Source organism: Streptomyces montanisoli (assembly GCF_017813245.1).
GTDB classification, from domain to species: Bacteria; Actinomycetota; Actinomycetes; order Streptomycetales; family Streptomycetaceae; genus Streptomyces; species Streptomyces montanisoli.
Map to the genome: position 1 here is coordinate 1 of NZ_JAGIQL010000106.1, position 24,505 is coordinate 24,505.

The 24,505-nt window shown below is 73.7% G+C and carries 26 protein-coding genes; 14 read left to right on the forward strand and 12 right to left on the reverse strand.

Translation table 11 applies throughout. From position 1 onward, the window contains the following. A partial coding sequence (locus JFN87_RS22550) for a DUF6214 family protein (RefSeq protein ID WP_245180894.1) occupies positions 1–209 on the forward strand: 209 nt, incomplete at its 5' end. 41 nt (positions 210–250) lie between these two features. Here the strand turns inward: JFN87_RS22550 and JFN87_RS22555 are convergent. The 6 genes from JFN87_RS22555 to JFN87_RS22580 form a co-directional block, all read right to left on the reverse strand. Further along, positions 251–889 (reverse strand): TetR/AcrR family transcriptional regulator, encoded by a 639-nt coding sequence (locus JFN87_RS22555; RefSeq protein ID WP_209342693.1) that lies wholly within the window; start codon positions 887–889, stop codon positions 251–253. A 199-nt stretch (positions 890–1,088) separates the two neighbouring features. Beyond that, positions 1,089–1,799 carry an HAD family hydrolase gene (locus tag JFN87_RS22560; protein WP_209342695.1) on the reverse strand — a complete coding sequence of 237 codons (711 nt, stop codon included), beginning with the start codon at positions 1,797–1,799 and terminating at the stop codon, positions 1,089–1,091. Positions 1,800–1,818: 19 nt separating this feature from the next. Then, positions 1,819–2,469, reverse strand: coding sequence for a phosphatase PAP2 family protein (locus JFN87_RS22565; protein WP_209342696.1), 651 nt, complete (start codon positions 2,467–2,469; stop codon positions 1,819–1,821). Between the two features lie 69 nt (positions 2,470–2,538). Continuing rightward, positions 2,539–3,474 (reverse strand): M56 family metallopeptidase, encoded by a 936-nt coding sequence (locus JFN87_RS22570; protein ID WP_209342697.1) that lies wholly within the window; start codon positions 3,472–3,474, stop codon positions 2,539–2,541. Positions 3,475–3,609: 135 nt separating this feature from the next. Beyond that, positions 3,610–4,266, reverse strand: coding sequence for a DUF5134 domain-containing protein (locus JFN87_RS22575; protein ID WP_307865559.1), 657 nt, complete (start codon positions 4,264–4,266; stop codon positions 3,610–3,612). A gap of 252 nt (positions 4,267–4,518) precedes the next feature. Further along, positions 4,519–4,866 (reverse strand): hypothetical protein, encoded by a 348-nt coding sequence (locus tag JFN87_RS22580; RefSeq protein ID WP_209342698.1) that lies wholly within the window; start codon positions 4,864–4,866, stop codon positions 4,519–4,521. A 436-nt stretch (positions 4,867–5,302) separates the two neighbouring features. On the opposite strand from JFN87_RS22580, the gene JFN87_RS22585 reads away from it, so the two are divergent. Continuing rightward, positions 5,303–6,163, forward strand: coding sequence for an NAD-dependent epimerase/dehydratase family protein (locus JFN87_RS22585; RefSeq protein ID WP_209342699.1), 861 nt, complete (start codon positions 5,303–5,305; stop codon positions 6,161–6,163). A gap of 114 nt (positions 6,164–6,277) precedes the next feature. After that, positions 6,278–6,895 carry a GNAT family N-acetyltransferase gene (locus JFN87_RS22590; RefSeq protein WP_209342700.1) on the forward strand — a complete coding sequence of 206 codons (618 nt, stop codon included), beginning with the start codon at positions 6,278–6,280 and terminating at the stop codon, positions 6,893–6,895. On the opposite strand, the gene JFN87_RS22595 is transcribed toward JFN87_RS22590, so the two are convergent. Next, complete coding sequence (locus JFN87_RS22595; protein WP_209342727.1) at positions 6,885–7,535, reverse strand: glycerophosphodiester phosphodiesterase; 651 nt, start codon at positions 7,533–7,535, stop codon at positions 6,885–6,887. The genes JFN87_RS22590 and JFN87_RS22595 overlap by 11 nt on opposite strands. Before the next feature lie 359 nt (positions 7,536–7,894). On the opposite strand from JFN87_RS22595, the gene JFN87_RS22600 reads away from it, so the two are divergent. The 3 genes from JFN87_RS22600 to JFN87_RS22610 all read left to right on the forward strand — a co-directional run bounded on the left by JFN87_RS22600 (position 7,895) and on the right by JFN87_RS22610 (position 11,243). Then, on the forward strand, positions 7,895–9,310 hold the full coding sequence (locus JFN87_RS22600; RefSeq protein WP_209342701.1) for a DUF6421 family protein: 1,416 nt from the start codon (positions 7,895–7,897) through the stop codon (positions 9,308–9,310). 71 nt (positions 9,311–9,381) lie between these two features. Further along, the gene (locus tag JFN87_RS22605) at positions 9,382–10,155 is read left to right on the forward strand and encodes an SDR family NAD(P)-dependent oxidoreductase (protein WP_209342702.1); all 774 of its coding nucleotides are present in this window, start codon (positions 9,382–9,384) and stop codon (positions 10,153–10,155) included. Then, a complete protein-coding gene (locus JFN87_RS22610; protein WP_372449269.1) occupies positions 10,125–11,243 on the forward strand; it encodes a threonine aldolase family protein in 1,119 nt (372 codons plus the stop codon). The genes JFN87_RS22605 and JFN87_RS22610 overlap by 31 nt, the downstream gene beginning before the upstream one ends. 67 nt (positions 11,244–11,310) lie before the next feature. Here JFN87_RS22610 and JFN87_RS22615 read toward each other — a convergent pair whose 3' ends face one another. After that, entirely contained in the window at positions 11,311–12,036 is a 726-nt protein-coding gene (locus JFN87_RS22615; RefSeq protein ID WP_209342703.1) for a lysophospholipid acyltransferase family protein, read from the reverse strand. 223 nt (positions 12,037–12,259) lie between these two features. Here JFN87_RS22615 and JFN87_RS22620 point away from each other — a divergent pair, with 223 nt between their 5' ends. The 5 genes from JFN87_RS22620 to JFN87_RS22640 all read left to right on the forward strand — a co-directional run bounded on the left by JFN87_RS22620 (position 12,260) and on the right by JFN87_RS22640 (position 16,614). Then, complete coding sequence (locus JFN87_RS22620) at positions 12,260–12,589, forward strand: TlpA family protein disulfide reductase (protein ID WP_209342704.1); 330 nt, start codon at positions 12,260–12,262, stop codon at positions 12,587–12,589. After that, positions 12,586–13,119, forward strand: a complete 534-nt coding sequence (locus JFN87_RS22625) for a flavin reductase family protein (RefSeq protein ID WP_209342705.1) — start codon at positions 12,586–12,588, stop codon at positions 13,117–13,119. Before JFN87_RS22620 ends, JFN87_RS22625 begins: the two co-directional genes overlap by 4 nt. A 183-nt stretch (positions 13,120–13,302) precedes the next feature. Continuing rightward, on the forward strand, positions 13,303–14,088 hold the full coding sequence (locus JFN87_RS22630; protein WP_030901935.1) for an electron transfer flavoprotein subunit beta/FixA family protein: 786 nt from the start codon (positions 13,303–13,305) through the stop codon (positions 14,086–14,088). 90 nt (positions 14,089–14,178) lie between these two features. Next, the gene (locus tag JFN87_RS22635) at positions 14,179–15,141 is read left to right on the forward strand and encodes an electron transfer flavoprotein subunit alpha/FixB family protein (RefSeq protein ID WP_209342707.1); all 963 of its coding nucleotides are present in this window, start codon (positions 14,179–14,181) and stop codon (positions 15,139–15,141) included. 168 nt (positions 15,142–15,309) lie between these two features. Further along, positions 15,310–16,614, forward strand: a complete 1,305-nt coding sequence (locus tag JFN87_RS22640; protein ID WP_209342709.1) for a DUF6986 family protein — start codon at positions 15,310–15,312, stop codon at positions 16,612–16,614. A 54-nt stretch (positions 16,615–16,668) separates the two neighbouring features. Here JFN87_RS22640 and JFN87_RS22645 read toward each other — a convergent pair whose 3' ends face one another. Beyond that, complete coding sequence (locus tag JFN87_RS22645) at positions 16,669–17,655, reverse strand: LacI family DNA-binding transcriptional regulator (RefSeq protein WP_245180900.1); 987 nt, start codon at positions 17,653–17,655, stop codon at positions 16,669–16,671. A gap of 221 nt (positions 17,656–17,876) precedes the next feature. Between JFN87_RS22645 and JFN87_RS22650 the strand changes: the two genes are divergently transcribed. Continuing rightward, positions 17,877–18,851, forward strand: a complete 975-nt coding sequence (locus JFN87_RS22650) for an ROK family protein (RefSeq protein WP_209342713.1) — start codon at positions 17,877–17,879, stop codon at positions 18,849–18,851. A 60-nt stretch (positions 18,852–18,911) separates the two neighbouring features. On the opposite strand, the gene JFN87_RS22655 is transcribed toward JFN87_RS22650, so the two are convergent. Together JFN87_RS22655 and JFN87_RS22660 are read right to left on the reverse strand one after the other, a co-directional pair. Beyond that, positions 18,912–19,292 (reverse strand): hypothetical protein, encoded by a 381-nt coding sequence (locus tag JFN87_RS22655; protein ID WP_209342715.1) that lies wholly within the window; start codon positions 19,290–19,292, stop codon positions 18,912–18,914. Next, positions 19,289–19,495 (reverse strand): DUF8839 family protein, encoded by a 207-nt coding sequence (locus JFN87_RS22660; protein WP_209342731.1) that lies wholly within the window; start codon positions 19,493–19,495, stop codon positions 19,289–19,291. The genes JFN87_RS22655 and JFN87_RS22660 overlap by 4 nt, the downstream gene beginning before the upstream one ends. A gap of 152 nt (positions 19,496–19,647) precedes the next feature. Between JFN87_RS22660 and JFN87_RS22665 the strand changes: the two genes are divergently transcribed. Next, a complete protein-coding gene (locus JFN87_RS22665) occupies positions 19,648–20,652 on the forward strand; it encodes an NUDIX hydrolase (protein WP_209342720.1) in 1,005 nt (334 codons plus the stop codon). 611 nt (positions 20,653–21,263) lie between these two features. On the opposite strand, the gene JFN87_RS22670 is transcribed toward JFN87_RS22665, so the two are convergent. Next, the gene (locus JFN87_RS22670) at positions 21,264–22,646 is read right to left on the reverse strand and encodes a dipeptidase (RefSeq protein ID WP_209342722.1); all 1,383 of its coding nucleotides are present in this window, start codon (positions 22,644–22,646) and stop codon (positions 21,264–21,266) included. Positions 22,647–22,805: 159 nt separating this feature from the next. Between JFN87_RS22670 and JFN87_RS22675 the strand changes: the two genes are divergently transcribed. Further along, positions 22,806–24,137, forward strand: coding sequence for a geranylgeranyl reductase family protein (locus JFN87_RS22675; protein WP_209342723.1), 1,332 nt, complete (start codon positions 22,806–22,808; stop codon positions 24,135–24,137). The last annotated feature ends 368 nt before the right edge of the window (positions 24,138–24,505 follow it).

Sequence of the window (24,505 nt, forward strand, 5' to 3'; positions counted from 1 at the left end):
GGGGGCGTCACCGCGGTCCTGGCACCGCCGGCCGCCTGGGCGGCAGGCTCGGGGACGTCGTGGACGCGTACCGCGCGGCCCAGTCACGTGGCGAGGACCCCGTGCTCGCCGTGATGGCCGCGACGGGTTTCGGCAGGCGCCGCACCCTCCGGCTCATCGCGGGCGCGCGCGACGCGGGCCACCTGCCCTCCCGCAGACGGAAGGCCTGAGCGCGGCCGCGCGGCCGGGCTCGTCCTTGACGCGCGGCCGCTCAGCCGCGCGCGAGCGCCACGAACCCGGCTCCGCCCGGCGGTTCCTCGCCCGGCGGGACACCGAGCCGCCAATCGAGGCCGTAGCGCTGGAAGAGGTCGGCACGCAGGCGCGGCAGCGGCATCGGCGCGCCCGGCATCAGTATCGCGAAGACCGAGCCCATCAACTGCGCCCGCAGCAGCGGGTAGTCCGCGTCCGGGTCGGGCGAGCCGTACCGCTCGACCGTCTCGCGCAGCAGCTGTGCGAGGCGCTGCTGCTCGGGGCACCGCACGAACCCCTCGGCCTGCAGGATCCCCGCCATGTGCGTGCGCATCAGCGTCGGGTGGGAGACCGTCAGTCCCAGGATCGCGTCGATGGCCCGGGCCATCAGCTCCGGCCCGTCGTCCGTGCGCGGCTCGCGCTCGAGACCGGCCTGCAGGGTACGGTGCATGAGCCGGTGGACGGCCGACTGCAGGAGCTGCCGCTTCCCCGGGAAGTAGTACGACACGAGGCCGCGCGCGGAGCCGGCCCGGTCGGCGATGTCCGCCAGCGTCGTCGCCTCGTACCCCGCCTCCGCGACCAGCTCGACGGTGGCGTCGAGCAGCCGCTCGCGCGAGCGGCGGCGGAGCTCCTCATTGACCTCTGCGCTTCGCGGGGACATGCTTACTCCTGCGTTGACTGGTTCTTAGCCAGTATACTCAGTGCGACTTGCCGCAGGCCCTTGAGGCCCTGGTCGGCGGGTTTCGTCCGCCTTGGGCGACGCGGGGGATCGTCCAAGGCGGACGATTTCGCATGCCGTGCGAGCCTCCACGCCCCGCCCTCCCGGGGCGTGGAACCCCTCCTGGGGCGCGGAACCCCGCCTACGGAGCGGAACCGAGGCCCGCGAGCGCCAGCACGGGCCGCAGACCCGCGGGGCGCTCCTCGACCGGCAGGTGGTCCACGAAGAACACCTCGCAGCCGAGCGCGGAGGCGCCGCCGTCCGCCTCCCGGCTGTCGCCCACCATCAGCACGTCGTGCGGGTCCTGCCCGAGTTCGTCGCACGCCGTCTGGAACAGGCGCGCGTCCGGCTTCTGCACCCCGTGCTCGAAGGAGAGGACGTACGCGTCCACCAGCGCGTCGAGCCCGTGGGCACGGAAGACCGGCCGCAGGTCCCAGCCGATGTTGCTGACCACGCCGACCGCGATACCCGCGCCCCGCAGGGCGCCGAGCACCTCGGCGGCGTCCCCGTACGGCCGCCACGCGTCGGGGGTCATGTGCCGCTCGTACAGCGCGTCGTAGAGCGCCGGGTCAGGCAGCCGCGCCTCGCGTGCCAGGCCCGTGTAGGCGGCGCGGTGCTCGGCCGCGCTCCTGTCCCGTACCGCCCACGCGTCCGCCAGGTGCTCGGGCACCCTCTCCGGCGGCGGACCGCCGGGCAGCGCGCCCGCGACGGCCAGCCGCATCGCGCTGCGCCGCACATCCTCGGACGTCATGGCGACGCCCGCCTGGGCGAGTGTCGCGTCCAGCCACGACCGGGCCGACTCGATGCGGAACAGGGTCCCTGAGAAATCGAAGAGGACTGCCTTGAACGTCATGGGTCAGATCCTCGCGGGCTCACCGGTCCCGGTACAAGGCCAAACGCCCGGAACAGGCGACGGACAGCGCGACGAGGCACACGCCGAGCAGCCATCCCCCCAGCACGTCGGACGCCCAGTGCACGCCGAGCCACAGCCTGGTCAGACCCACCCCGAGGGCCGACACGACCGCCACGGCCAGTGCCGCCGCCCACCAGGCCCCGGCCACGCCCTGGCGGCGCGCCGCCCACAGCAGCAGTCCCAGGGCGATCGTCGCCGCCATCGCGTGCCCCGAGGGGAACGCCGCGAAGTGCGCGGAGTCCACGGGGTGCTGCCAGTGCGGCCTCGGCCGCCCGACCGCCGACTTCACCAACTGCTCGAGACCCCAGCCGACCAGCGTGGCGGCGGCCAGCCACCCGGCGAGCAGCCGCGCGCCGCGCAGCCACAGCACGACCACGGCCGCCGCCGTCAGCAACCGCATCGTCGTGGGGTCCCACACCCAGTCCGTGAGCACCCTGGCGGCGTGCGTCACCCCCGGGTCCGACAGCGCGCGGTGGTGCAGGCCGACCGCGGTCCACCGGTCGAAGGAGAGCAGAGGACCCCAGTCCGCCACGACGAGGGCGAGCACCGCGACGAACGCGGCGCCGCTCAGCACGGCGGTACGGGCGGGGACCGAGTGGGGTACGCGCATGACGGTGATACTCGCCGACGCGGCGACGCTCACGCCAACCGGCCCCCGCACGGCGGCGGCCGGGGCAGGTCAGCCGAGCGCGCGCAGCCCCGGCACAAGCGCCACGAGCAGCGGCACCGCCGGCACCAGCGCCGCGGCGGCCGTCAGCCGCAGCCGACGGGCCGGAGCCAGCCTGGGCACCGGTGACAGCAGCCGGTCCACCCGCTGCGGCAGCTCGGTGTCCGTGCCGTGCCCGGGTACGAACACGCCGCGCTCCTCGTTGAGTTCGACGAGGGCCAGTGCTATCGCCCGGTGGCCGTAACGTCGTGAGGCGGAGTCGTCCGCCGCCAGCTCCACCAGCCGGTGGATCTCGTCGCGGAACGCGGCGAACACGGGCACCTGCGGGAAACCGTTGGCCAGCGCGCACGAGCAGTGCCGCAGCCAGTCGTGCCTGGCGCGCGCGTGCCCCTGCTCGTGCGCCAGGACGGCGTCGAGCCCGCGGCCCTTCAGGCGCCGCAGCGCCCCCGTCGTGATGACCAGCCGCGGCGCGGCGCCCGGCAGCCACCACGCGTCGGGCTTGTCGCCCTCCAGGACCACCAGGGGCTCCTCACCAGGCTCCTCGCCCGGCAGGACGGGGGAGCGGACGAGGAGTTCCCTGCGCCGCCGCCTGCGCCGCTCCCGGGACATGTGGATCTCGCGCGTCAGCATCGCGGCCGTCCACACCCCGCCGCTCGCCAGCACGATCGCGAGCATCGCCGCCCACGGGCGGTGGGCGCCCAGCGCGTACGCGCGCACGACACCTGCCGGGGCGCCCACGAAGACATGCCCCCTGACGGACGCCCACGCCGCGGCCGCGCTGAAGACCATCGACAGCGCGAAGCTGAGCAGGACGGCGGCCACGACGCACTGCCAGACCCACAGCGCGACCACCGGCTCACGCTCCCGCCAGTCGGCCCGCGACAGCAGCCGCGGCGCCACGACGGCGGCCAGCGCCCCGAGCAGCAGCAGCGCTATCGAGACCATCATGGCCCCAGCCTATGAGGACGGTGCCACCCCGGATACGGCCTCCGACGGCAAGTGACGCAGGACACCTTCACGCCCCGGCGCCGCGACCGCTCGGGCAACTCCCGCCGCCTCCGGGGCCGTCGGCGCGCAGCGCGATCAGAACGCGAGCAGCATCGCCAGCATGGCCATGCCCATGGAGAGCCGGCAGGCGAGTGTGACCTCGGGCCTGCCCACGAACCGCACCGCCGGCCCCGGCACCGCATGCGCCCCGTCCGGCGCTCCCCGCACCCCACCCGGCGCCACCGCGCCGCCTGCCGGCGCGGCTCCGACCCCCGGTATCAGCCGGGAGCCCGCCCACAGCACGTATCCCGCGAAGTAGAGCAGCAGTACCCCCGTCACCACCGGCATCCCGGCCGGCGCCATCACCTCTCCCGCGCCCATCCCGGCCATCGCACCATGGCCGCCGCCGCCCGCCGGGAAGGACACCATGGCCAAGGACATGTAGACCATGGCCAGCGTCCCCACCAGATGGTGCGCGTGGTGCCCCGCGGACCGCCCACGCGCGGCCACGGCCACGCACGCACGGAGCGCAGTGAGACCGAAGACGGCGGCGTACGCGCCCCAGACCCACCTCGCAGGCGCCCACACCAGGGCCGGTACCGCCATGGTGGCCATGCCGAACCCCATCAGCGCCTCGCCCCGCGCGGTCGCCCTCGTACCACCGACGGCCACGCGCGTGCGCAGCAGGCAGTACGACCCGGACGCGGCGCACACGGCGACCATCAGCCAGCTCACCAACAGCGGTGCGTGCACGCCGCATCCCCTCCCCCCGGTTACCTTCAAAGGGGTGTTGCCCGGCAGAAGCGGCGCGCATACGGGCGCACGGGAACACAAGGGGCGTGTTCGGCGGCGCACGCCATTCCCCGAGCCGTGCCGCGCGGGGTCGCGTCGGGTCGCGCCGGGTCGTCAACGCGTGAAATACAGAGAATCAGCAGAACGCCGATTGCCCGGGAGCGCTGAAAATCCCAGCGGCTCCCGGGCTCATTCACCGGTCTTTCGCGCCGGTTACTTCACGAGGACGACGGAGTTGATCGGCCCCATGTCGTAGGGCGCGAAGGTGCCCCTGACGCGGTCCACGGCGGAGCAGTTCTTGCCGTTGTACCCGAAGCACAGCCTGAAGCCCGCGCCGCCGGTCTGGTTGTTGACCAGCACCCGCTTGCCGGTGACGTTGGACAGATTGTGCGCGCCGTAGCTGTAGAAGATGTTCCTGCTCAGGATGGTGCCGTTCGTCTCGCGGATGCAGAACGCCCCCGACGGGCAGGGCGTCGCCGCCTCGGCGCTCGGCGCCACGGCAAGTCCCAGCACACCCACGGCGAGTGAAAGCCCTGCGGCGGCCGTCGCGATCTTGCGCATACTTTTCCCCCTACTGTTCCGGTCGATGCCTCAGGTCCGAAGCACCTCGATCCCGAAGGTAGACCGTGCCGAAGTGACCGTCGGGGAATTCCGTTCAAGTGGTAGGCGGGTGTTCCGTATTCGGCGTTCTCCGTTGCGACGGACAGGCGATTTCCGCGTCTCTCGCGGAACAGCTCACGCACCATTGCCCAGGCGGCAACTTCCGCACCCCGCCGATTCTCATCCGTCCGGGTATTGCCGCGAAACCGTTCGAATTCCCCTGCCGTGGTGGAGCCACGGCGTCGCCGTGACGCACAATGAGCCCACACAACAACCTCCTGGCGGGTGCTTTGATCGTGGTGATCTCGTTGACCGTCCTCCACCTACGTCCGCGTCCCCACCGTCTGCGTCCTCACGCGGCCCGCGCGGGCGGCCCGTTCGCGGCGGTGACGGCGTGATGCGCGTCCTGGTCACCGGCGCCGCCGGGCACATCGGCGGTCACGTACTCGACGCGCTCCTGGCCGCCGGGCACGAGGTCGTCGCCACCGACCGCGTCCCCCTCGACGACCCGCGCCCGGCGCGCGTGCACATCGGGGACCTGCGGGACGCGGAACTCGTGGCCGCGGCGATGGACGGCGTGGAGGCCGTCGTGCACCTGGGGGCGATCCCGCACCCCAACGTGGACGACGGCAGCGCGCTGTTCGCCGCGAACTGCCTCACCGCGCACCGCGTGCTCGACACCGCGGGCCGTACGGGCGTGCGCCGCGTGGTGGCCGCCTCCAGCCTCTCCGCGCTCGGCTTCGCCTGGGCGCCCACCCCGCAGTCCCCGCGCTACGTGCCCGTGGACGAGGAACACCCCCTCGTCGTCCAGGATCCGTACGGCCTTTCCAAGGTGGCGCTCGAGGAGATCGCCCGCGCCACCCACCGCCGCTACGGCACCGGCGTCGTCTGCATGCGCTTCCCGTTCGTCGGCGCGGGCGAGCGCCTGACCCGGCACTTCGAGCGCGTCGCGGCCGACCCGGGCGGGCGCAACGCCGCTGAGCTGTGGGGCTGGCTCGACACGAGGGACGCGGCCGAGGCCGTGCGCCACGCCCTGGACGCCGGCCTGGACGGCTGCCACGTCGTCAACGTCGCCGCGGCGGACACCTCGTCGCCCCTGCCGACGGCCGAGCTCCTGCGCCGCTACCACCCCGGCGTGGAGGTCCGCGCCGAGCTGCCGGAACACGGCGGCCTGTTCGACGTGAGCGCCTGCGCCGAGCTGCTCGGCCACCTGCCCGCACGCCGCGGGCCCGGCAGCCGTGGGCCCGGCAGTCGCTGACGGTGCACAGCCGCCGCGGGCCGCCGCAGGCCGCCTCGGCGAGGGCCGGCGGCACGGCCCGCGTTACGCTCGGACGTCCCGACGTGCACACGCCCGAGGAAGGCACAGCGACCCATGGAGACAGAGACCGGCGCCGAGGACACCGCGCGGCGGCCGACGGAGCAGCTCACCTACCGCGCCGCCACCTCGGCCGACGTGGAGGCGCTGGTCGCTCTCGTGCAGTCCGCCTACCGGGGCGACTCGAGCCGGGCCGGCTGGACCACGGAGGCCGACATCCTCCAGGGGCAGCGCACCGATCCGCGCGGTGTGCTCGACGTGATCGAGGCGTCGGGCAGCCGGCTGATCGTGGTCGAGCGCGGCGGTGCGCTCGTCGCCTGCTGCCAGCTTGAGGCGCGCGGCGCGGGCGTCGCGTACTTCGGGATGTTCGCCGTGCGCCCCGGGATGCAGGGCGACGGCATCGGCCGGCGCGTCATCGCCGACGTGGAGCGGATCGCCCGGGAGGAGCTGGGCGCGCGGGAGATGCAGATGACGGTCATCACCGTGCGCGAGGAGCTGATCGCCTGGTACGAGCGGCGCGGCTACCGCCGCACGGGCGTGCAGACGCCCTTCCCGTACGGCGACGAGCGGTTCGGCCTGCCCACCAGGGACGACCTGGCATTCGAGCTGCTGGTCAAGCCGCTGCTGCCAGGCGACGCGGCCGAGGCGGCCGGCGCGGCGGCCGTCACCCGCTGAGGCGGGCGGCGCGGCGGATCTCGGGGAAGTCTGTCGTCACACCGTCGAGGCCGAGCGCACGCGCGAGGCGCAGCCGCTCCTCGGTGTTGACGACCCAGCCGATGACCCGCACCCCCTTGGCGTGGGCGTTCTCCACGACCTCGAGCGTCACCCTGCGGATCCCGAGGGCCAGCGTGCCCGCCTCCACGGCCTTCGCCCGGTCGACCACGTCGGCGCCCCAGCGGCTCGCGATCAGCACCGTGCGCACGCCGGGCACGAGCCGCGCGATCTCGGCGACCGCCTCGTCGTGGAAGGACGACACCTCGACGCGCTCCACGAGCGAGCGCGCGTGGATCACCTCGGCGAGCGCGCGGGCGGCGGCCACGTCCTTGATCTCCGCCTGGATCGGCGAGGCGACCGCGTCGAGCACCTCCTCGAACACCGGCACCCGCTCGCCCCCGCCCGCGTCCAGCTCCCTGAGCTCGGCGAGCGTGCGCTCCGCGATCGGGCCGCTGCCGTCCGTCGTGCGGTCGACGTCGGCGTCGTGCATGACGACCAGCGCGCCGTCCTTGCTCAGGTGGAGGTCGAGCTCGATGGCGTCCATCCCCGCCTGTTCGGCCCGGCGGAACGACCGCAGGGTGTTCTCCGGCTCGACGCCCATCACACCTCGGTGACCGATGGTGGGAAAAGTCACGGCTCTCTCGCTTCCGTCGACGGCGGATCCGCCCCGCGCCCCTGAAGGGACGGCGTGACCGGCAGCCTAACGGGAGGGAAGCGTGGTGACGGAGCCGTCCGGGCCGTGTCCTCCTCCGGCCGCGCGAAGGGCCGCACGGCGGCCACGGTACTCAGTCCGCGCGAGCGGTATCGTGCCCACGAATCTCTGCCTCTAACCCCCTGGCGGCAGTAAAATCATCGGTGAACGCGCCTCTGGACGCGATAATCCACGCCCTCCGCCTTGTGGGGAGGAACCTCTCACTTATACGGTGTCTGTACGCGAGGTTCTCCCGTGGAGGAAGTGACATGACGGAAATTCTTGAGCAGGACGCCGCCCAGACGACTACATCCGCCGCTGAGAAGGTGGTCGAGCACCCGGCGTGGCCCGAGCTCAAGAGCGCCGTCGAGGAGATCAGGCCCTGGCAGGCCACGGACGGTTCCATCGACTTCGAGGCCGAGGGCGCCCCCACCCGCGAGGAGGCCGGAGCCGCGATCCAGCGCGTCGCCTCCGCCGTGGGGAAGCTCTCGCCCCTTCTGCCGCACGACGCCGCGTACCACGAGGCGCTCGTCGCCGACCTGCGCGCGTGGGCCGACGGCGGCTTCGCCGTACCGGACTTCCTCGACTCGCTGCTGGCCTTCCAGCCCGCGGCCCACCGCGCCGACGGCCTCCAGCACCTGGCCGTCTTCCCCATGTACACGCAGAACGGCAACCCCGACCGCAACCTCGAAGCCGTCGTGCTGCGCATGGTCTGGCCCGACTGGCTGGCCGAACTCGAGCGCACCCGCTACGACAACCCGCTGTTCTGCGGCATCACCTTCGAGGGCTTCACCGCCGGGTACGACACCAACTCCGCGGTGTTCTTCCCCGAGACGATCGCCGTGCGCGAGGTGCCCGAGCGCTTCAGCTGGGGCGGCATCTTCTGCGACCGCGAGGCCGCGCGCTTCCGCCGGGTCGCCGGCGCGGCCGTCGACCTGCTCGGCGTCGAACTGCCGGAGGACGTGCGCGCCATGCTGGACGACCAGCAGCGCTGCATGGAGGCGTTCGTGCTGTGGGACATGATCCACGACCGCACGCACAGCCACGGCGACCTCCCGTTCGACCCCTTCATGATCAAGCAGCGCCAGCCGTTCTGGATGTACGGCCTCGAGGAGCTGCGCTGCGACCTGAATGCGTTCCGCGAGGCGGTGCGTCTCGAGGCGGACGGGCTCCCGCAGGGCCGCGACGTGCAGATCGCGATGCTCTTCGACCGGCTGTTCCGCTTCCCGGTCACCGGCTCCCGCGTCAAGAACTACGACGGGCTCGGCGGGCAGTTGCTCTTCGCGTACCTGCACAAGCACGACGTGGTGCGCTGGACGGACAACACGCTGCGCATCGACTGGGACCGCGCCCCCGAGGTGACCAAGAAGCTCTGCACCGAGATCGAGGACCTCTACCGCGAGGGCATCGACCGGCCCAAGATCGTCCACTGGTTCGCCGCGTACGACCTGGTGTCCACCTACCTCGCCCCGCACCCCGGCTCCAAGTGGAACAAGGGCCCCGACGCCCTCGACCTGACGCTGCCGCCGCGCAAGCTCGTGGACGACGTGCTGCCCGACGAGTTTCCGCTCAGCATGTTCTACGAGGCCCTCGCGAAGAAGCTGAAGAAGGTCGTCGCCTCCACCAAGGGCATCACGCCGAACGCGGCCGGCCATTCCGCGAGCGGCGAGCGGGCCGCGGCGTGAGCGGCCAGGGAAGCGATCGGGAAAGCGGACGGGAGAGCCGTCAGGGAAACGTCCCGGGAGAGGACAGCGCGATGGACGCAGCCGCCGGAGGCCCGGCACTCGACGGCATGGTGATCGCCGTGGCCGGTGCCGCGGGCCCCGCGGGACGGGCGGCCGTGCTGCGGCTCGCCGCCGCGGGCGCCACGGTCGCCGCGGCGGACGCCGACGCCGCACGCCTGAAGGAGGTCGTCGACGCGGCCGCGTCTGCGGGCAGCGCGAAGGTCACGGGCGAGACCGTCGACCTGCTGGACGCCGACGCGGCACGCGCCTGGGCCGACGGCCTGGAGAAGGAGCACGGCGCCGTCCACGGCCTCGTGCACCTCGTCGGCGGCTGGCGGGGCAGCAAGTCGTTCACCGGCACCGACCTCGCCGACTGGGACCTGCTGGAGAAGCTGCTCATCCGCACGGCGCAGCACACCAGCCTCGCCTTCCACGACGCGCTGCTGCGCAGCGGCCGGGGCAGGTTCGCCATCGTCAGCGCCGCAGGCGCGACGAAGCCCACCGCCGGCAACGCGGCGTACGGCGCGGCCAAGGCCGCGGCGGAGGCGTGGACGCTCGCCCTCGGCGACTCGTTCCGCAAGGCCGCGAAGGCGGGGGGCGACGCCGAGCCCAGGGCTGCGGCTGCGATCCTGGTGATCAAGGCACTGGTGCACGACGCGATGCGCGCCGAGCGCCCCGATGCGAAGTTCGCGGGCTTCACGGACGTGAAGGACCTGGCCGAGGCAATCGCCGGGCTCTGGGACCGGCCCGCGCAGGAAGTGAATGGACACCGTCTGTGGCTGACGCCGGAACCGAACCGACCCTGAACCCGACGCGCGGCGCGGCGACGGACGCGCGCCGCCACCACGACCCCGCGGCGCGCGGCTTCGCCAGCGACAACTACGCGGGCGCCCACCCCGAGGTGCTGGCGGCGCTCGCGCTGGCCAACGGCGGGCACCAGATCGCCTACGGCGAGGACGAGTACACCGCACACCTGCAGGAGGTCGTGCGGGGCCACTTCGGGCCGCGCGCCGAGACGTTCCCCGTCTTCAACGGCACGGGCTCCAACGTCGTGGCCCTCCAGGCCATGGTGGACCGCTGGGGCGGTGTGATCTGCGCCGAGAGCGCCCACATCAACACCGACGAGGGCGGGGCGCCAGAGCGGGTGGGCGCGCTGAAGCTGCTCACCGTCGCGACGCCGGACGGCAAGCTCACGCCCGGCCTCGTCGACCTGCAGGCGTTCGGCTTCGACGACGAGCACCGCGCCATGCCCCAGGTCGTGTCGATCACCCAGTCCACGGAGCTGGGCACCCTGTACACGCCCGACGAGATCAGGGCGCTGTGCGAGCACGCGCACCGGCACGGCATGGCGGTCCATCTGGACGGCGCCCGCATCGCCAACGCGGCCGCCGCGCTCGACGTGCCCGTGCGGGAGTTCACGACCGACGCGGGCGTCGACGTGGTCTCCTTCGGCGGCACGAAGAACGGCATGCTCTTCGGCGAGGCCGTGATCGTGCTCAACCCCGACGCGGCGCGTGCCGTCAAGCGGCTGCGCAAGCTGTCGCTGCAGCTCCCGTCGAAGATGCGCTTCGTGTCGGTGCAGCTCGAAGCGCTGCTGGCGGGCGACCTGTGGCTGCGCGGCGCGCGGCACGGCAATGCGATGGCGCGGCGCCTCGCCGATGGGGCGCGCGGCGTCGACGGCGTCGAGATCATCTACCCGGTCCAGTCCAACGGCGTGTTCGCGCGGCTGCCGCGCGATGTCGCCGAGCGGCTGCAAAAGCGCGTCAGGTTCTACTTCTGGAACGAGACGGGCCCGGAGGTCGAGGTGCGCTGGATGTGCGCGTTCGACACCACCGAGGACGACGTCGACGCCTTCGTGCAGGCGCTCAAGGAGGAGTCGGCCCGCACGGCGTGAACACGGCGACGGGGACGAGGGCGTGCCCTCGTCCCCGTCGTGCCGTGCCGTGTTGTGCCGAGCCGTCTCAGGCCCCGGCCTCGCGCGCCTCCGCGGCGGTCGGCGCCGTGCCGCCGAGGTGGGCAGGGAGCCACCAGGAGTCGGCCGCGTCCTTCGGCCGCGCCGGATAGGCGCGCTGCGCCGCCTCGAGCAGCTCCTGCACCCGCTCGCGCAGCCGGCGGGTGATCGGCCCCGCGTACTGGCCGGCGGGGGCCTGCATGCGCTCGCCGACCCGTACGGTCACCGGGATGTGGCTGCGCCGGAAGTTGCGCGGCCTGCCCTTCGTCCACAGCCGCTGCGAGCCCCACAGCGCCATCGGGACCAGCGGCACCCCCGCTTCCTGGGCCAGCCGTACGGCGCCGGTCTTGAAGCTCTTCAGGGTGAACGACGTCGAGATGGTCGACTCGGGGAAGATCCCGACGATCTCACCCGAGCGCAGCCGCGCCAGGGCGTCCGCGTACGCCTTCTCGCCCTCGTCGCGGTCGACGGGGATGTGCTTCATGCCGCGCATCAGCGGTCCCGACACCCTGTGCCGGAAGACCGATTCCTTGGCCATGAAGCGCACCAGCCGCTTCTGCGGCAGCGCGGTCAGTCCCGCGAAGACGAAGTCCAGGTAGCTGATGTGGTTGCTGACCAGCACGGCGCCGCCGCTGCGCGGGAGGTTCTCGCTGCCCTGGAGATCGATTTTGACGTCCAGCGCAGCGAAAACCGACCGGACGAAGCCGATGACCGGCCGATAGACGAGCTCTGGCATCTGGTGGGGACCCTTCTGTGTTCGGTTCGGGCCGATCGTGCCCGATGGGCGGGGCCTTGACCAGCCTCCCCGGCCGCGGGGCGGGAGATCCTTGTCACGTCTGCCCCATGACTGCCCCTTACACGGAATAATCGCAGGCAGCGTGCACGCTGCGCCCCGGTGGGTAGGAGACCGCCGTCCGGGTACGGACAGCGGGACGACGACTTCGGGTGGGAGGCCACAGGTGGACGGGCAGCACGGCGTACGGTCGCTCGGCGCCGCGGAACTCGGCGCCGACCTCGGGGAACGCGCCACGCTCGTGCATTTCTCCAGCGCCTTCTGCCGCCCGTGCGCGGCCACCCGGCGCACGCTGGCGGAGGTCACCCGCATGGTCGAGGGCGTCGCCCACGTGGAGGTCGACGCGGAGGAACGCCTCGGCCTCGTGCGCGATCTGGACGTGCGCTCGACGCCGACGGTGCTGGTACTCGACGCCGGGGGGCGCGTGGTGCGCAGGGCGTCGGGCCTGCCGCGCAAGGCCGATGTGATCGCCGCGCTGGGCGAGGCGGTCAGGTGACGGCCGGCTACGGCGCCGGTGCCGTCTCCACGCAGCGCTCGGGGGAGCCGGCCTCTCCCGACCTCCTCCGCTCGGCCTTCCGCCGCCACGCGGCCGGAGTCGCCGTGATCACCGCGCGCGGCGCGCGCCCGGTCGGCTTCACCGCCACGTCCCTCACGTCCGTCGCCGCCGACCCGCCCATGGTCTCCTTCGGCGTGTCGTCCTCCTCGTCGTGCTGGCCGGTGCTTTCCGAGGCCGCGCACGTCGGGGTGCACGTACTCGGGGAGCACCAGCGCGAGCTCGCGGCGACCTTCGCGCGCAGCGGCGCGGACCGCTTCGCGCCGCCGACCTCGTGGGCGCCGGGCCCGGAGGGCGTTCCGCTGCTCGACGGCGTGCTGGCCTGGCTGGTGTGCCGGGTCGAGGCGCGGATACCCGCGGGTGACCACAGGATCGTCGTCGCGCGGGTCGTCACGGGCGATCCGGCCGGTGCGGGCCGCCCCCTCCTCTACCACCAGGGCGGCTTCCACTCCCTGGGTCCAGCACGCGACTGAGGTCACAGTTCCAAGCGCTTGCTCAGCGGGCAGGAGCTGGGGGAACATGATGCTTACTGGTGAGTAATATACGTGTCCTGGAGCGGCGGCCGAGGCGGAAGCGTGGCGCAAGCGGGCGCATATGCTTGCATACGACCGAGGCAGCCCGTTGAGGACGACGGACAGACGTGCAAGGGAGCTGGCGTGAGCTTGAGGATCGTTGTCTGTGTGAAGTACGTGCCCGACGCCGCCGGCGACCGGCAGTTCGCGGACGACCACACGGTCGACCGCGACGAGGCGGACGGTCTGCTGTCGGAGCTGGACGAGTACGCCGTCGAGCAGGCGCTGCAGATCGCCGATGACGCCGACGACGCCGAGATCACCGTCCTGACGGTCGGTCCCGAGGACGCCAAGGACGCGCTGCGCAAGGCCCTGTCGATGGGCGCCGACAAGGCGGTGCACGTCGAGGACGACGACCTGCACGGCACCGACGTGGCCGGCACGTCCCTGGTCCTCGCCAAGGCCGTCGAGAAGACGGGCTACGACCTGGTCGTCTGCGGAATGGCCTCCACCGACGGCGCGATGGGCGTGCTGCCCGCGATGCTCGCGGAGCGCCTCGGCGTCCCGCAGGTCACGCTCCTGTCCGAGGTCTCCGTCGAGGACGGCACCGTCAAGGGCCGCAGGGACGGCGACGCCGCCACCGAGCACCTCGAGGCCTCGCTGCCGGCCGTCGTCTCCGTCACCGACCAGTCGGGCGAGGCGCGTTACCCGTCCTTCAAGGGCATCATGGCCGCCAAGAAGAAGCCGGTCGAGTCGCTCGACCTGAGCGACCTCGACATCGACGCGGACGAGGTCGGCCTCGACGGCGCCTGGACCGCGGTCGACGCGGTGGCCGAGCGCCCCGCGCGCACGCAGGGCACGATCGTCAAGGACGAGGGCGAGGGCGGCAAGCAGCTCGCCGCCTACCTGGCGGAGCAGAAGTTCATCTGACCCCGCCGCGCCGCGGGCCCAGCCGTATCCCGGCGGCGACCCGGCGCTCCCACCAGCCCCCGTACTTCACTTCCGCAGGAGAGCAGTCCCATGGCTGAAGTTCTCGTCTATGTCGACCACGTGGACGGTGCCGTCCGCAAGCCCACCCTCGAACTGCTGACGCTGGCACGCCGCCTCGGCGAGCCCGTCGCCGTCGCGCTCGGCGCCGGAGCCGAGGCCACCGCCGCCACGCTCGGCGAGCACGGCGCGGTACGCGTACTGACCGCCGACGCCCCCGAGTTCGCCGACTACCTCGTCGTGCCCAAGGTGGACGCCCTGCAGGCCGCGTACGACAGCGTGTCGCCCGCCGCCGTGCTGCTGCCGTCCTCCGGCGAGGCCAAGGAGATCGCGGCGCGCCTCGCCGTCCGCATCGGCTCCGGCCTGATCACGGACGCCGTCGATCTGGAGGCCGGCGACGAGGGCCCGGTCGCCACCCAGTCCGTCTTCGCGGCCGCCTACACCGCCAAGTCCCGTGTCTCCAAGGGCGTTCCGGTCATCACCGTCAAGCCCAACTCCGCGCAGGTCGAGCCGTCGGCCGCGGCGGGCACGGTCGAGGCGCTCCAGGTGTCCTTCGGCGCCACCGCGACCGGCACCAAGGTCGTCTCGCGCACCCCGCGCGAGACCACGGGCCGCCCCGAGCTGACCGAGGCCGCCATCGTGGTCTCCGGCGGCCGCGGCGTGAACGGCGCCGAGAACTTCTCGGTCATCGAGGCGCTCGCGGACTCGCTCGGCGCGGCCGTCGGCGCCTCGCGCGCCGCCGTCGACGCCGGCTGGTACCCGCACTCCAACCAGGTCGGCCAGACCGGCAAGTCAGTCTCCCCGCAGCTGTACATCGCCTCGGGCATCTCGGGCGCCATCCAGCACCGCGCCGGCATGCAGACGTCGAAGACCATCGTCGCCATCAACAAGGACTCCGAGGCGCCGATCTTCGACCTCGTCGACTACGGCATCGTCGGCGACCTGTTCGACGTCGTGCCGCAGCTGACGGACGAGGTCAAGGCCCGCAAGGGCTGACCCCTCGCGAGCTGCACGGGAAGGACACGGCCCGGGGCCGCGCGGTGGACGACCGCGCGGCCCCGGGCCGTTCCGCGTCACCGTTGACGCCCTGCCCGCCGCCCATTACGGTCACATTCAACAGAATGTTGAAGTCGGGCGCGGCGGAGACCAGGAGAGTGTGTGTCCATGGCACAGCAGGCGGAGCGCATCGTCACCAGCCTTCCGGACGCGGTGGGCAAGGAGGTCGGCGCCGCCCTCGCGCCCGTCGACGCCGAGCTCGCGCGCCGCTACCCGGGCGACCCCGGCACCCGCCAGCCGGTCCACACCGTCTACGTGCCGGGCGACGCCTACACCGCCACCACCCCGCGCGACTGGGGGGAGCGCGCGCTCGCCTCGCTCGACGAACACGCCCCCGACGCCGAGACGTTCGCACGCGCCGTCGGCCTCGCCGACGAGCTGGCGGGCCCGGTCTACGAGCGGGTGCGCGCCAAGCTCGTGCGCGAGCCCGTCGAGGACCTGCGCGTCGACTTCGAGGACGGGTACGGCGCACGGCCCGGCGCCGAGGAGGACGAGGCCGCCGCACGCGCCGCGCGACTTCTGCACGAGACCCACGCGAACAACACCGCGGCCCCCTGCACGGGGATCAGGATGAAGTGCCTGGAGGCGCCGGTGCGCGACCGCGCCCTTCGCACCCTCGACATCTTCCTCACCGGCCTGATCGAGGCGGGCGGGCTGCCGGAAGGGCTCGTCCTCACCCTGCCCAAGGTCACCTACCCCGAGCAGACCGCGGCGCTCGCGCACGTACTGGACGCCTTCGAGCGCGCGCACGGGCTGCCCGCCAAGCGGCTCGGCTTCGAGATCCAGATCGAGACGAGCCAGTCCATCCTGGGCGCGGACGGCACGGCCACCGTCGCCCGCATGATCGACGCGGCGGACGGGCGCGCCACCGGCCTGCACTACGGCACGTTCGACTACAGCGCCTGCGTCGGGGTCAGCGCCGCCTACCAGTCGAGCGACCACCCCGCGGCCGACCACGCCAAGGCCGTGATGCAGGTCGCCGCCGCGGGCACCGGCGTCCGCGTGTGCGACGGCTCGACCAACGTCCTGCCCGTCGGCACCCGCGCGCAGGTCCACGAGGCGTGGCGGCTGCACTACGGGCTGACCAGGCGCGCCCTGGCGCGCGCCTACTACCAGGGCTGGGACATGCACCCGGGCCACCTGCCCACCCGCTACGCGGCCGTCTACGCCTTCTACCGCGAGGGCATGGCGGCCGCCGCACGGCGGCTCGCCGACTACGCGGCACGCACCGCCGGCGACGTCCTCGACGAGCCCGCCACCGCGAAGGCGCTCAGCAGCTACCTGCTGCGCGGCCTCGACTGCGGCGCCCTCGACGCGGCCGAGGTCACGTCGCTCACCGGGCTCGACCGCGGGCGCCTGGAGGAGTACGCGGCCCCGAGGCGCGGCGACCTGACGGCCACCGCCGCCTCCTGACCGCAGCGGCCGCGCCTTGCCCGGCCCGCATCGCGGGCCGGGCGCGCCGCCGGCTCAGTACGCCGGCGCCAGCTCGCCGGAGCCGCGGGTGATGAGCCGCGTCGGCAGCACCACCCTGGACGGCGCGTCCGCCGCGCCGTCCAGGCGCTGGAAGAGCCGCTCGGCCGCCGTACGGCCGAGCGTCGCCGCGTCCTGCGCCACCACCGTCACGCCCGGGTCGAGCAGGTCCGCGAGCTCGATGTCGTCGAAGCCGACCAGGGCGACGGAGCGCGAGCGGCCGGCGAGGACGCGCACGGCCGTCACCGTCACGCGGTTGTTGCCCGCGAAGATGGCGGTGACCGGGTTCGGCGCGTCCAGCATCGTGGCGACCGACTCGCGCACCCGGTCGGGGTCGGTGGTGCCGAGCGAGATCCAGCCCGGCTCGATGACGAGGCCCGCGTCGGCCATCGCGGCGCGATAGCCGCGCAGCCGCTCGGCGGCCGTGTGAATGGTCGACTGGTCGCCGATGAAGCCGATGCGGCGGTGGCCGTGGGCGACCAGGTGCGCGGTGCCGGCGCGCGAGCCGCCGAAGCTGTCGGACAGCACGGCGTCCGCCTCGATCCTGCCGGCGGGGCGGTCCACGAAGACCGTGGCGACACCGGCCTTGATCTCCGGCTCCAGGTAGCGGTGGTCGTGGCCGGCCGGGACCACGATCAGCCCGTCCACCCGGCGCGCGCACAGCGCGAGCACCAGCTCCTGCTCGCGCTCGGGGTCCTCCGCGCTCGATCCGTTGATCAGCAGCGCGCCGTGCGCGCGTGCGACCTCCTCGACGGCGCGGTTCAGCGGACCGTAGAAGGGGTCGGCGAGGTCCTCGATGACCAGCCCGATGGAAGCGGTCCTGCCCTTGCGCAGCACGCGCGCGGAGTCGTTGCGCCGGAACCCCAGCGCCTCGATCGCCTCCTGCACCCGCCGCTCGGTGTCCGGGGTCACGCCCGGCTCGCCGTTGACGACCCGGGAGACCGTCTTGAGCCCGACCCCGGCGCGTGCCGCGACATCCTTCATGGTCGGCCTGGTGCCGTAACGCGGTTCCGGGCGGAGGCGGCGGGAGGATTCGGCCACAGTGTGCTGTCCTGTCGTGGGGTCGGTTTGCCTTGAACGGCTGTGGCGACGAGCATAGGCCCTGGACAACGTTGTCAGGTGAATGGAGACTGTTCACTGAGCGGCAGGTCCATCCCCACGTCCCGCGGAGCGGGCACCGTACTGACCCTGGAGACCTCACACCGATGCATACCGACTACGTCGCCGCGCTCGACATCGGCGGCACCAAGATCGCCGGCGCGTTGGTGGACGGCACGGGCGGCGTGCTCGTGCGCGCGCAGCGGCCGACCCCCGCCAAGGAGAGCGGCGAGCGGATCATGGGCGCGGTCGAGGAGGTCTTCGGCGAGCTGATGGCCGACCCGCTCTGGGTCGGGGCCTCGGCGGTCGGCATCGGCAGCGCGGGTCCTGTGGACGCGACGGCGGGCACGGTCAGCCCCGTCAACGTGCCCGGATGGCGCGGCTTCCCGCTCGTGGAGCGCGTCCGCGCCGTGACGGGCGGGCTGCCGGTCACGCTCGTGGGCGACGGCGTCGCGATCGCCGCCGCCGAGCACTGGCAGGGCGCGGCGCGCGGCCACGACAACGCCCTGTGCATGGTCGTCTCCACCGGCGTCGGCGGCGGGCTCGTCCTCGGCGGCGCCCTGCACCCCGGGCCGACGGGCAACGCGGGCCACATCGGGCACATCAGCGTCGACCTCGACGGGGACCTGTGCCCGTGCGGCAGCCGCGGCTGCGTCGAGCGGATCGCGAGCGGCCCCAACATCGCCCGCTGGGCGATGGGCGCGGGCTGGCAGCCGGGCCCCGACGGTGACGCGACCGCAGCGGCCGTGGCCGCCTCGGCGGCGGCCGGGCACCCGATCGCGACCGCCGCGTTCGAGCGCGCGGCGCAGGCCCTGGCGGCGGGCATCGCCGCCACCGCCACCCTGGTCGAGGTCGACCTCGTGGTGATCGGCGGGGGCGTCAGCAAGGCGGGCGAGGTGCTGTTCGGGCCGCTGCGCCGCTCCCTGCGCGACTACGCCACGCTCTCCTTCGTCCAGGGGCTCAAGGTGGCGCCCGCCATGACGGGGACGGACGGCGGCCTGGTCGGCGCCGCGGCCGCGACGGGGCTCGGCGCGAGGGGGCTCGGCGCGAGGGACGGCGACGCGGCGGTGGTCGGCGGCTGAGCCGCCGACGTCACGAGGCGCCCGGTGCGGGCGCCTCGCGCCTTACGCCCTGCCGCCCCGTCATCCCGTCGTCTGGCAGGCGCTGCGCGCGCTGCCGCGGAACGTCACGCACACCTTGGTACCGCTGCCCGTGTACCGGCTCGGCCACGTGTACGTGAGGGCCTTGCCCGAGCGCGTGGCGGTCGCCGTCGAGACGAGCCGCCCGTCGAACGTGAGCGAGACGGTGCGCGAGGAGACGCCGGACGGCGGGTTGGTCCAGATGCCCGTGACGGCGTTCGTGGCGCCCTGCCCGTCCAGGCGGATGCAGATCTGCGGCCCGGAGAAGTCGTGCGTACAGGCGCTGCTGTCGGCCGCGGCGGGCGCGGCCGTGGCGCACAGGGCACCGCCCGCGAGCGCGATGACGAGCGCCGCGGGGGCGCCGGCCGCCGCGCCGGTCCTCACTCGTCCCCCGTCGGGGACGCGAGGGCGCCGGGCCGCGCCACGACGACGAGGAAGAGATCCCCGGCCAGGTCCATCACGACCTCGGCCGGCGTGCCCTCGTCGCGGCGCGCCCGCGCGAACTCCTCCGCGGGCAGGCTGCCGCGCGGCCCGCCTGCGGGGAATCTTCTGAGCACCGTCCTGGGGGCTGTGCGCGCCCTTGTCACACTTGTCACATCGGCATCCAACGAGAGCGCGGGGCAAAGCGTTACGGCGCGCGGGCCGGTGTGAGGTTCGGGCCAAGGGTTTCCGTGGGAGGTAGTTGGGGGGAATCCGCTGGGGTTGGGCGGCGGGCGACGGGCTGAGAAGAGGGGGATCCGTGATCGTATGGATCAACGGGGCGTTCGGGGCGGGCAAGACGGCCGTGGCGCGCGAACTGGTCGACCTGCTCCCGAACAGCACCTTGTACGACCCCGAGGTGATCGGGGACGGGTTGCGGTGCCTGCTGCCGCAGAAGCGCCTCGCGGAGGTGGACGACTACCAGGACCTGCCCATGTGGCGGCGGCTCGTCGTGGACGCGGCGGCGGCGCTGCTCGCGGAGGTGGGCGGCGTGCTGGTGGTGCCGATGACGCTGCTGCGGCAGGAGTACCGCGACGAGATATTCGGCGGGCTCGCGGCCCGGCGCATCCCCGTCAGGCATGTGCTCCTGACAACTGACGAAACGATCCTGCGTGTGGGCACGGCGAGCCGCGTGGGCGAGAGCGGCCGCCGCGAGCACGCCGAGGCGTACCGCTCGGCGCTCGGCGGCTGGCTGGCCCGCGACGCGCACCCGCTCGACACGACGGGCCTCACGCCCCGGCAGACCGCCGCGCGCCTGGCGGAGGAGGTGCGCAGCGGCGCGGCCGCGGTCCGCGACATCGTGATGACGCCCGAGCCGACGGGGGAGACGCTGGCGGCGGGGGTGCTGCTCTTCGACGAGGCGGGACGGGTGCTTCTGGTCGACCCGACGTACAAGCCGGGCTGGGAGTTCCCGGGCGGAGTGGTCGAGCCGGGCGAGGCGCCCGCCCGGGCGGGGATCCGCGAGGTGGCGGAGGAGATCGGCGTCGAACTCGCCGAGGTGCCGAGGCTGCTGGTGGTCGACTGGGAGCAGCCGAGGCCGCCGGGCTTCGGCGGGCTGCGGCTGCTCTTCGACGGCGGGCTGCTCCCCGCGGCGTCCGACATAGCCCTGCCGGACGCCGAACTGCGGGCGTGGCGCTTCGTGACGGAGGAGGAGGCCGGCAGCCTCCTCCCCCCGGTCCGCTACGCGCGCCTGCGGTGGGCGCTGCGCGCGCGGGAACGGGGCGAGGTGCTGAACCTGGAGTCGGGCACCCCGGTGGGCGGCTGACCCGCCACACGCCGACGCGCCCGCCGCTCACGGGCCGCCGGTGTGCGGTGCTCCCGCCCGCCGGCGGCCCGGTTCCGCGCGTGGCCCGTGGCGCGGGGAGCGCCGGACCGGGACATCCGCTGGTCCGGTGGCCGAGCGCGGGACCGCTGACCGGTTCGAGACCGCGCAGCGGTCAAGCGGCCGGAGGGTCGAACGGTAGCCGCCTTGTCGTTACCGGGTCGACCCGGTCTCGTCGCCGCTTGTGCCCATGGCGAGGGTGCCTGCGGGCGTCCGGCCCGGCCGCCCGAAGCCGGGCGGTCGCGGCCCCTGGGGGCCGGTGACGGTTCCGGCGGGGGCGAGGCCGCCGCCGGGGCCCCCGAGGCCGACGTGACGGGCCCGGGCGGCCGCGCGGCGCGGCCTGCGGCCCGGGGACCCGTCAGACGGCGCGCGCTGGCCCGTACTCGGTGGCTCCAGCGGGTCCGCGTCGCGGCTCGGGCTCGCGGTGGGCGTCCCGGCGGTCCCCGGGCCCGGGATGGTGGTTCTCCCGGGAGGCCGTGTGCCGGGCGCCGGGGCGGCGGGCTCGGGGAGCGCGGCCCCCGGGCCGTGCGGCGCGGCCCGGGCCCGGGTGCCCGTCAGGCGGTGGGTGCCGTCGCGTACTTGCGCAGGAAGTGCGCCTCCGTCACCGAGAGGCGGCGCAGTTCCTCCGGGTCCACGCTCTCGTTGACCGCGTGGATCCTGGCCTCCGGCTCGCTCAGCCCGATCAGCAGGATCTCCGCCTCCGGGTACAGCCCGGCCAGCGTGTTGGTCAGCGGGATCGAGCCGCCCTGGCCCGCCGTCCGCATCGTCTCGCCCGGGTACGCGACCGCCATGGCCTCCGCCATGGCGGTGTACGCCGCGCTCGACGTGTCCGCGCGGAACGCCTGTCCCTGGCCCCCGTCCTCGATGGTCACCCGCGCGCCCCACGGGACGTGCCGCTCGATGTGCTGCCTGAGCAGCGTCTTCGCCTCACCCGCGTCCTGGCCCGGCGGCACCCTGAGGCTCACCAGCGCCCGCGCGCTCGCCTGCACGGACGGGGTCGCGCCGACGACCGGCGGGCAGTCGATGCCGAGGACCGTCACGGCCGGGCGGGCCCAGATCCGGTCGCCCACCGAGCCGTCGCCGATGAGTTCCACCCCGTCGAGCACGGCCGCGTCCGCGCGGAAGTCGGCCTCCTCGTACGTGATGCCGTCCCAGGCCGCGTCGGAGGCGAGTCCGTCGATCGTCGTCGAGCCGTCCTCGCCGCGCAGCGAGTCCAGCACCCGGACGAGCGCGGCCAGCGCGTCGGGCGCCGCGCCGCCGAACTGGCCCGAGTGGAGATTGCCCCGCAACGTGTCGACCTGGACCGAGAGCATCGCCATGCCGCGCAGCGTCGCCGTGACGGTCGGCACCCCGGCCCTGAAGTTGCCGGTGTCGCCGATCACGATGGTGTCCGCCGTGAGCAGGTGCGGGTGGCTCTCCGCGTACCGTTCGAGCCCGCCGCCGCCCTGCTCCTCCGAGCCCTCCGCGATGAACTTGACCGTCACCGGCACCCCGCCGTGCGCCTTCAGGGCGCGCAGCGCCAGCAGGTGCATGATCACGCCGCCCTTGCAGTCCGCCGCGCCGCGCCCGTACCAGCGCCCGTCCCGCTCGGTCAGTTCGAACGGCGGCGAGTCCCAGGCTGCCTCGTCCAGGGGCGGCTGCACGTCGTAGTGCGCGTACAGCAGGACCGTCGGCGCGCCCTCGGGGCCCGCGAGCCTGCCGTACACGGACTGCGTGCCGTCCGGGGTGTCGAGGATCTCGACGTCCTCGAACCCTTCGGAGTCCAGAGCCCCCGCGATCCACCGCGCCGCGGCCTCGCACTCGCTCTTCGGGTACTGGTCAGGGTCGGCCACGGAGGTGAACGCGACCAGTTCGGCGAGTTCCGTCCTCGCCGCGGGCATGAGGGATGCGACGGTTTGTGCGATCGGATCGGCTTCGGCGATCGGATCCGTGGTCATGGGCACGCTCTCCGGGGGTGTGACGTTGTACAGGTGGTTGCGGTCGGTCGAGGTGGGCCGATAGCAGGATGATCCTCCCACAGCGGGGTCGTCCCGCCCGCGCCGTAGGATGCCGTTCGACAACAGGGCAACAGGCTAAGTCGGGAGCAGAAGCACATCGTGAGCAGCGAGAACGCAGACGCCGGCCAGGAGCGCGACGAGCCGGTGTGGGATGTCGTCGTGGTCGGCGCGGGACCTGCCGGAGCGTCCGCGGCGTACGCCGCCGCGGTCGCGGGCCGCCGGGTGCTGCTCCTGGAAAAGTCGGAACTGCCCCGCTACAAGACCTGCGGCGGCGGAATCATCGGACCTTCGCGCGACGCCCTGCCCCCCGGCTTCGAACTGCCGTTCAAGGACCGCGTCCACGCGGTGACGTTCTCGCTGAACGGCCGGCTGACGCGTACGCGGCGCTCCAAGCGCATGCTGTTCGGCCTCATCAACCGGCCGGAGTTCGACGCGAGCCTCGTCGAGCACGCGCAGAAGGCCGGCGCCGTGCTGCGCACCGGGGCCACGGTCTCGCGCGTCGAGCAGCACGGCCCCGCCGTACCCGACCGGCGCACCGTCGCGGTCGTCCTCTCCGACGGCGAGACGGTGCTCGCGCACGCCGTGGTGGGGGCCGACGGCAGCGCCAGCCGCATAGGCGCCCACGTCGGCGTGAAGATGGACCAGGTCGACCTCGGGCTCGAGGCCGAGATCCCCGTCCCGCCGACCGTCGCGGAGGACTGGGCCGGCCGCATCCACCTCGACTGGGGCCCGCTGCGCGGCAGTTACGGCTGGGTCTTCCCCAAGGGCGACACGCTCACGGTGGGTGTCATCTCCGCGCGCGGAGAGGGCGCCGCGACCAAGCGGTACATGGAGGACTTCGTCGCGCGGCTCGGCCTCGCCGGGTTCGAGCCGTCGATCTCCTCCGGGCACCTGACGCGGTGCCGCAGCGAGGACTCCCCGCTCTCCCGAGGCCGCGTGCTGGTCGCGGGCGACGCCGCGGGGCTGCTCGAGCCGTGGACGCGCGAGGGCATCTCGTTCGCGCTGCGCTCCGGGCGGCTCGCGGGGGAGTGGGCCGTACGCATCGCCGAGGCGCACGACGCGGTGGACGCGCGCCGCCAGGCGCTCAACTACGCCTTCGCCATCAAGGCGGGCCTCGGCGTGGAGATGGCGATCGGCCGCAGGATGCTGTCCGTCTTCGAGCGCAGGCCCGCCGTGATCCACGGTGCGATCACGTCGGTCAGGCCCGCCTGGAAGGCTTTCACGGACATCGTGCGCGGCTCCACCACCCTGGCGGGCCTCGTCCGCACGCACCCGCTGGCGCGGCGCGCGCTGAACGTACTGGACCGCAGGCAGGAGGCCGCGCGTCCGGAGGCAGCCGAGGCCGCGGCGCCGGAGGCGACGGACGACGGCGCCCCCGCCGCCGGCGTGCACGGGGAGGCGGACCACCGCAGGGCCGGCTCGCCGGAGTAGCCGACCGCGGACAGGACGGGGACTGGCCGAGGACAGGACGGGCGAGGCCCGAGGGGCCGGACGACCGGGCGGCGCGTGGCGGGCCCCGGCGACGGCGCGTCGCCACCGGCCCGTACGTGGTGCGTTTCCTGCGACGGCGCGTCGCCTCCGGCCCGTACGTGGTGCGTTTCCTGCGACGGCGCGTCGCCACCGGCCCGCAGCCGGCGCGCTCCCGGCGACGCTGCGTACTACCCCGGGAGTACGGGCGACCGCCCCGGCCGGCGGACGCCGCGAGCGTCCCCGCCGGTCTAGCGTGGCCCCATGGACGATCAGCGCGCCCCGCACCGGGGCGGCCACCCGCGACGCGGGGACGGGCGGCGCCCGCGCGG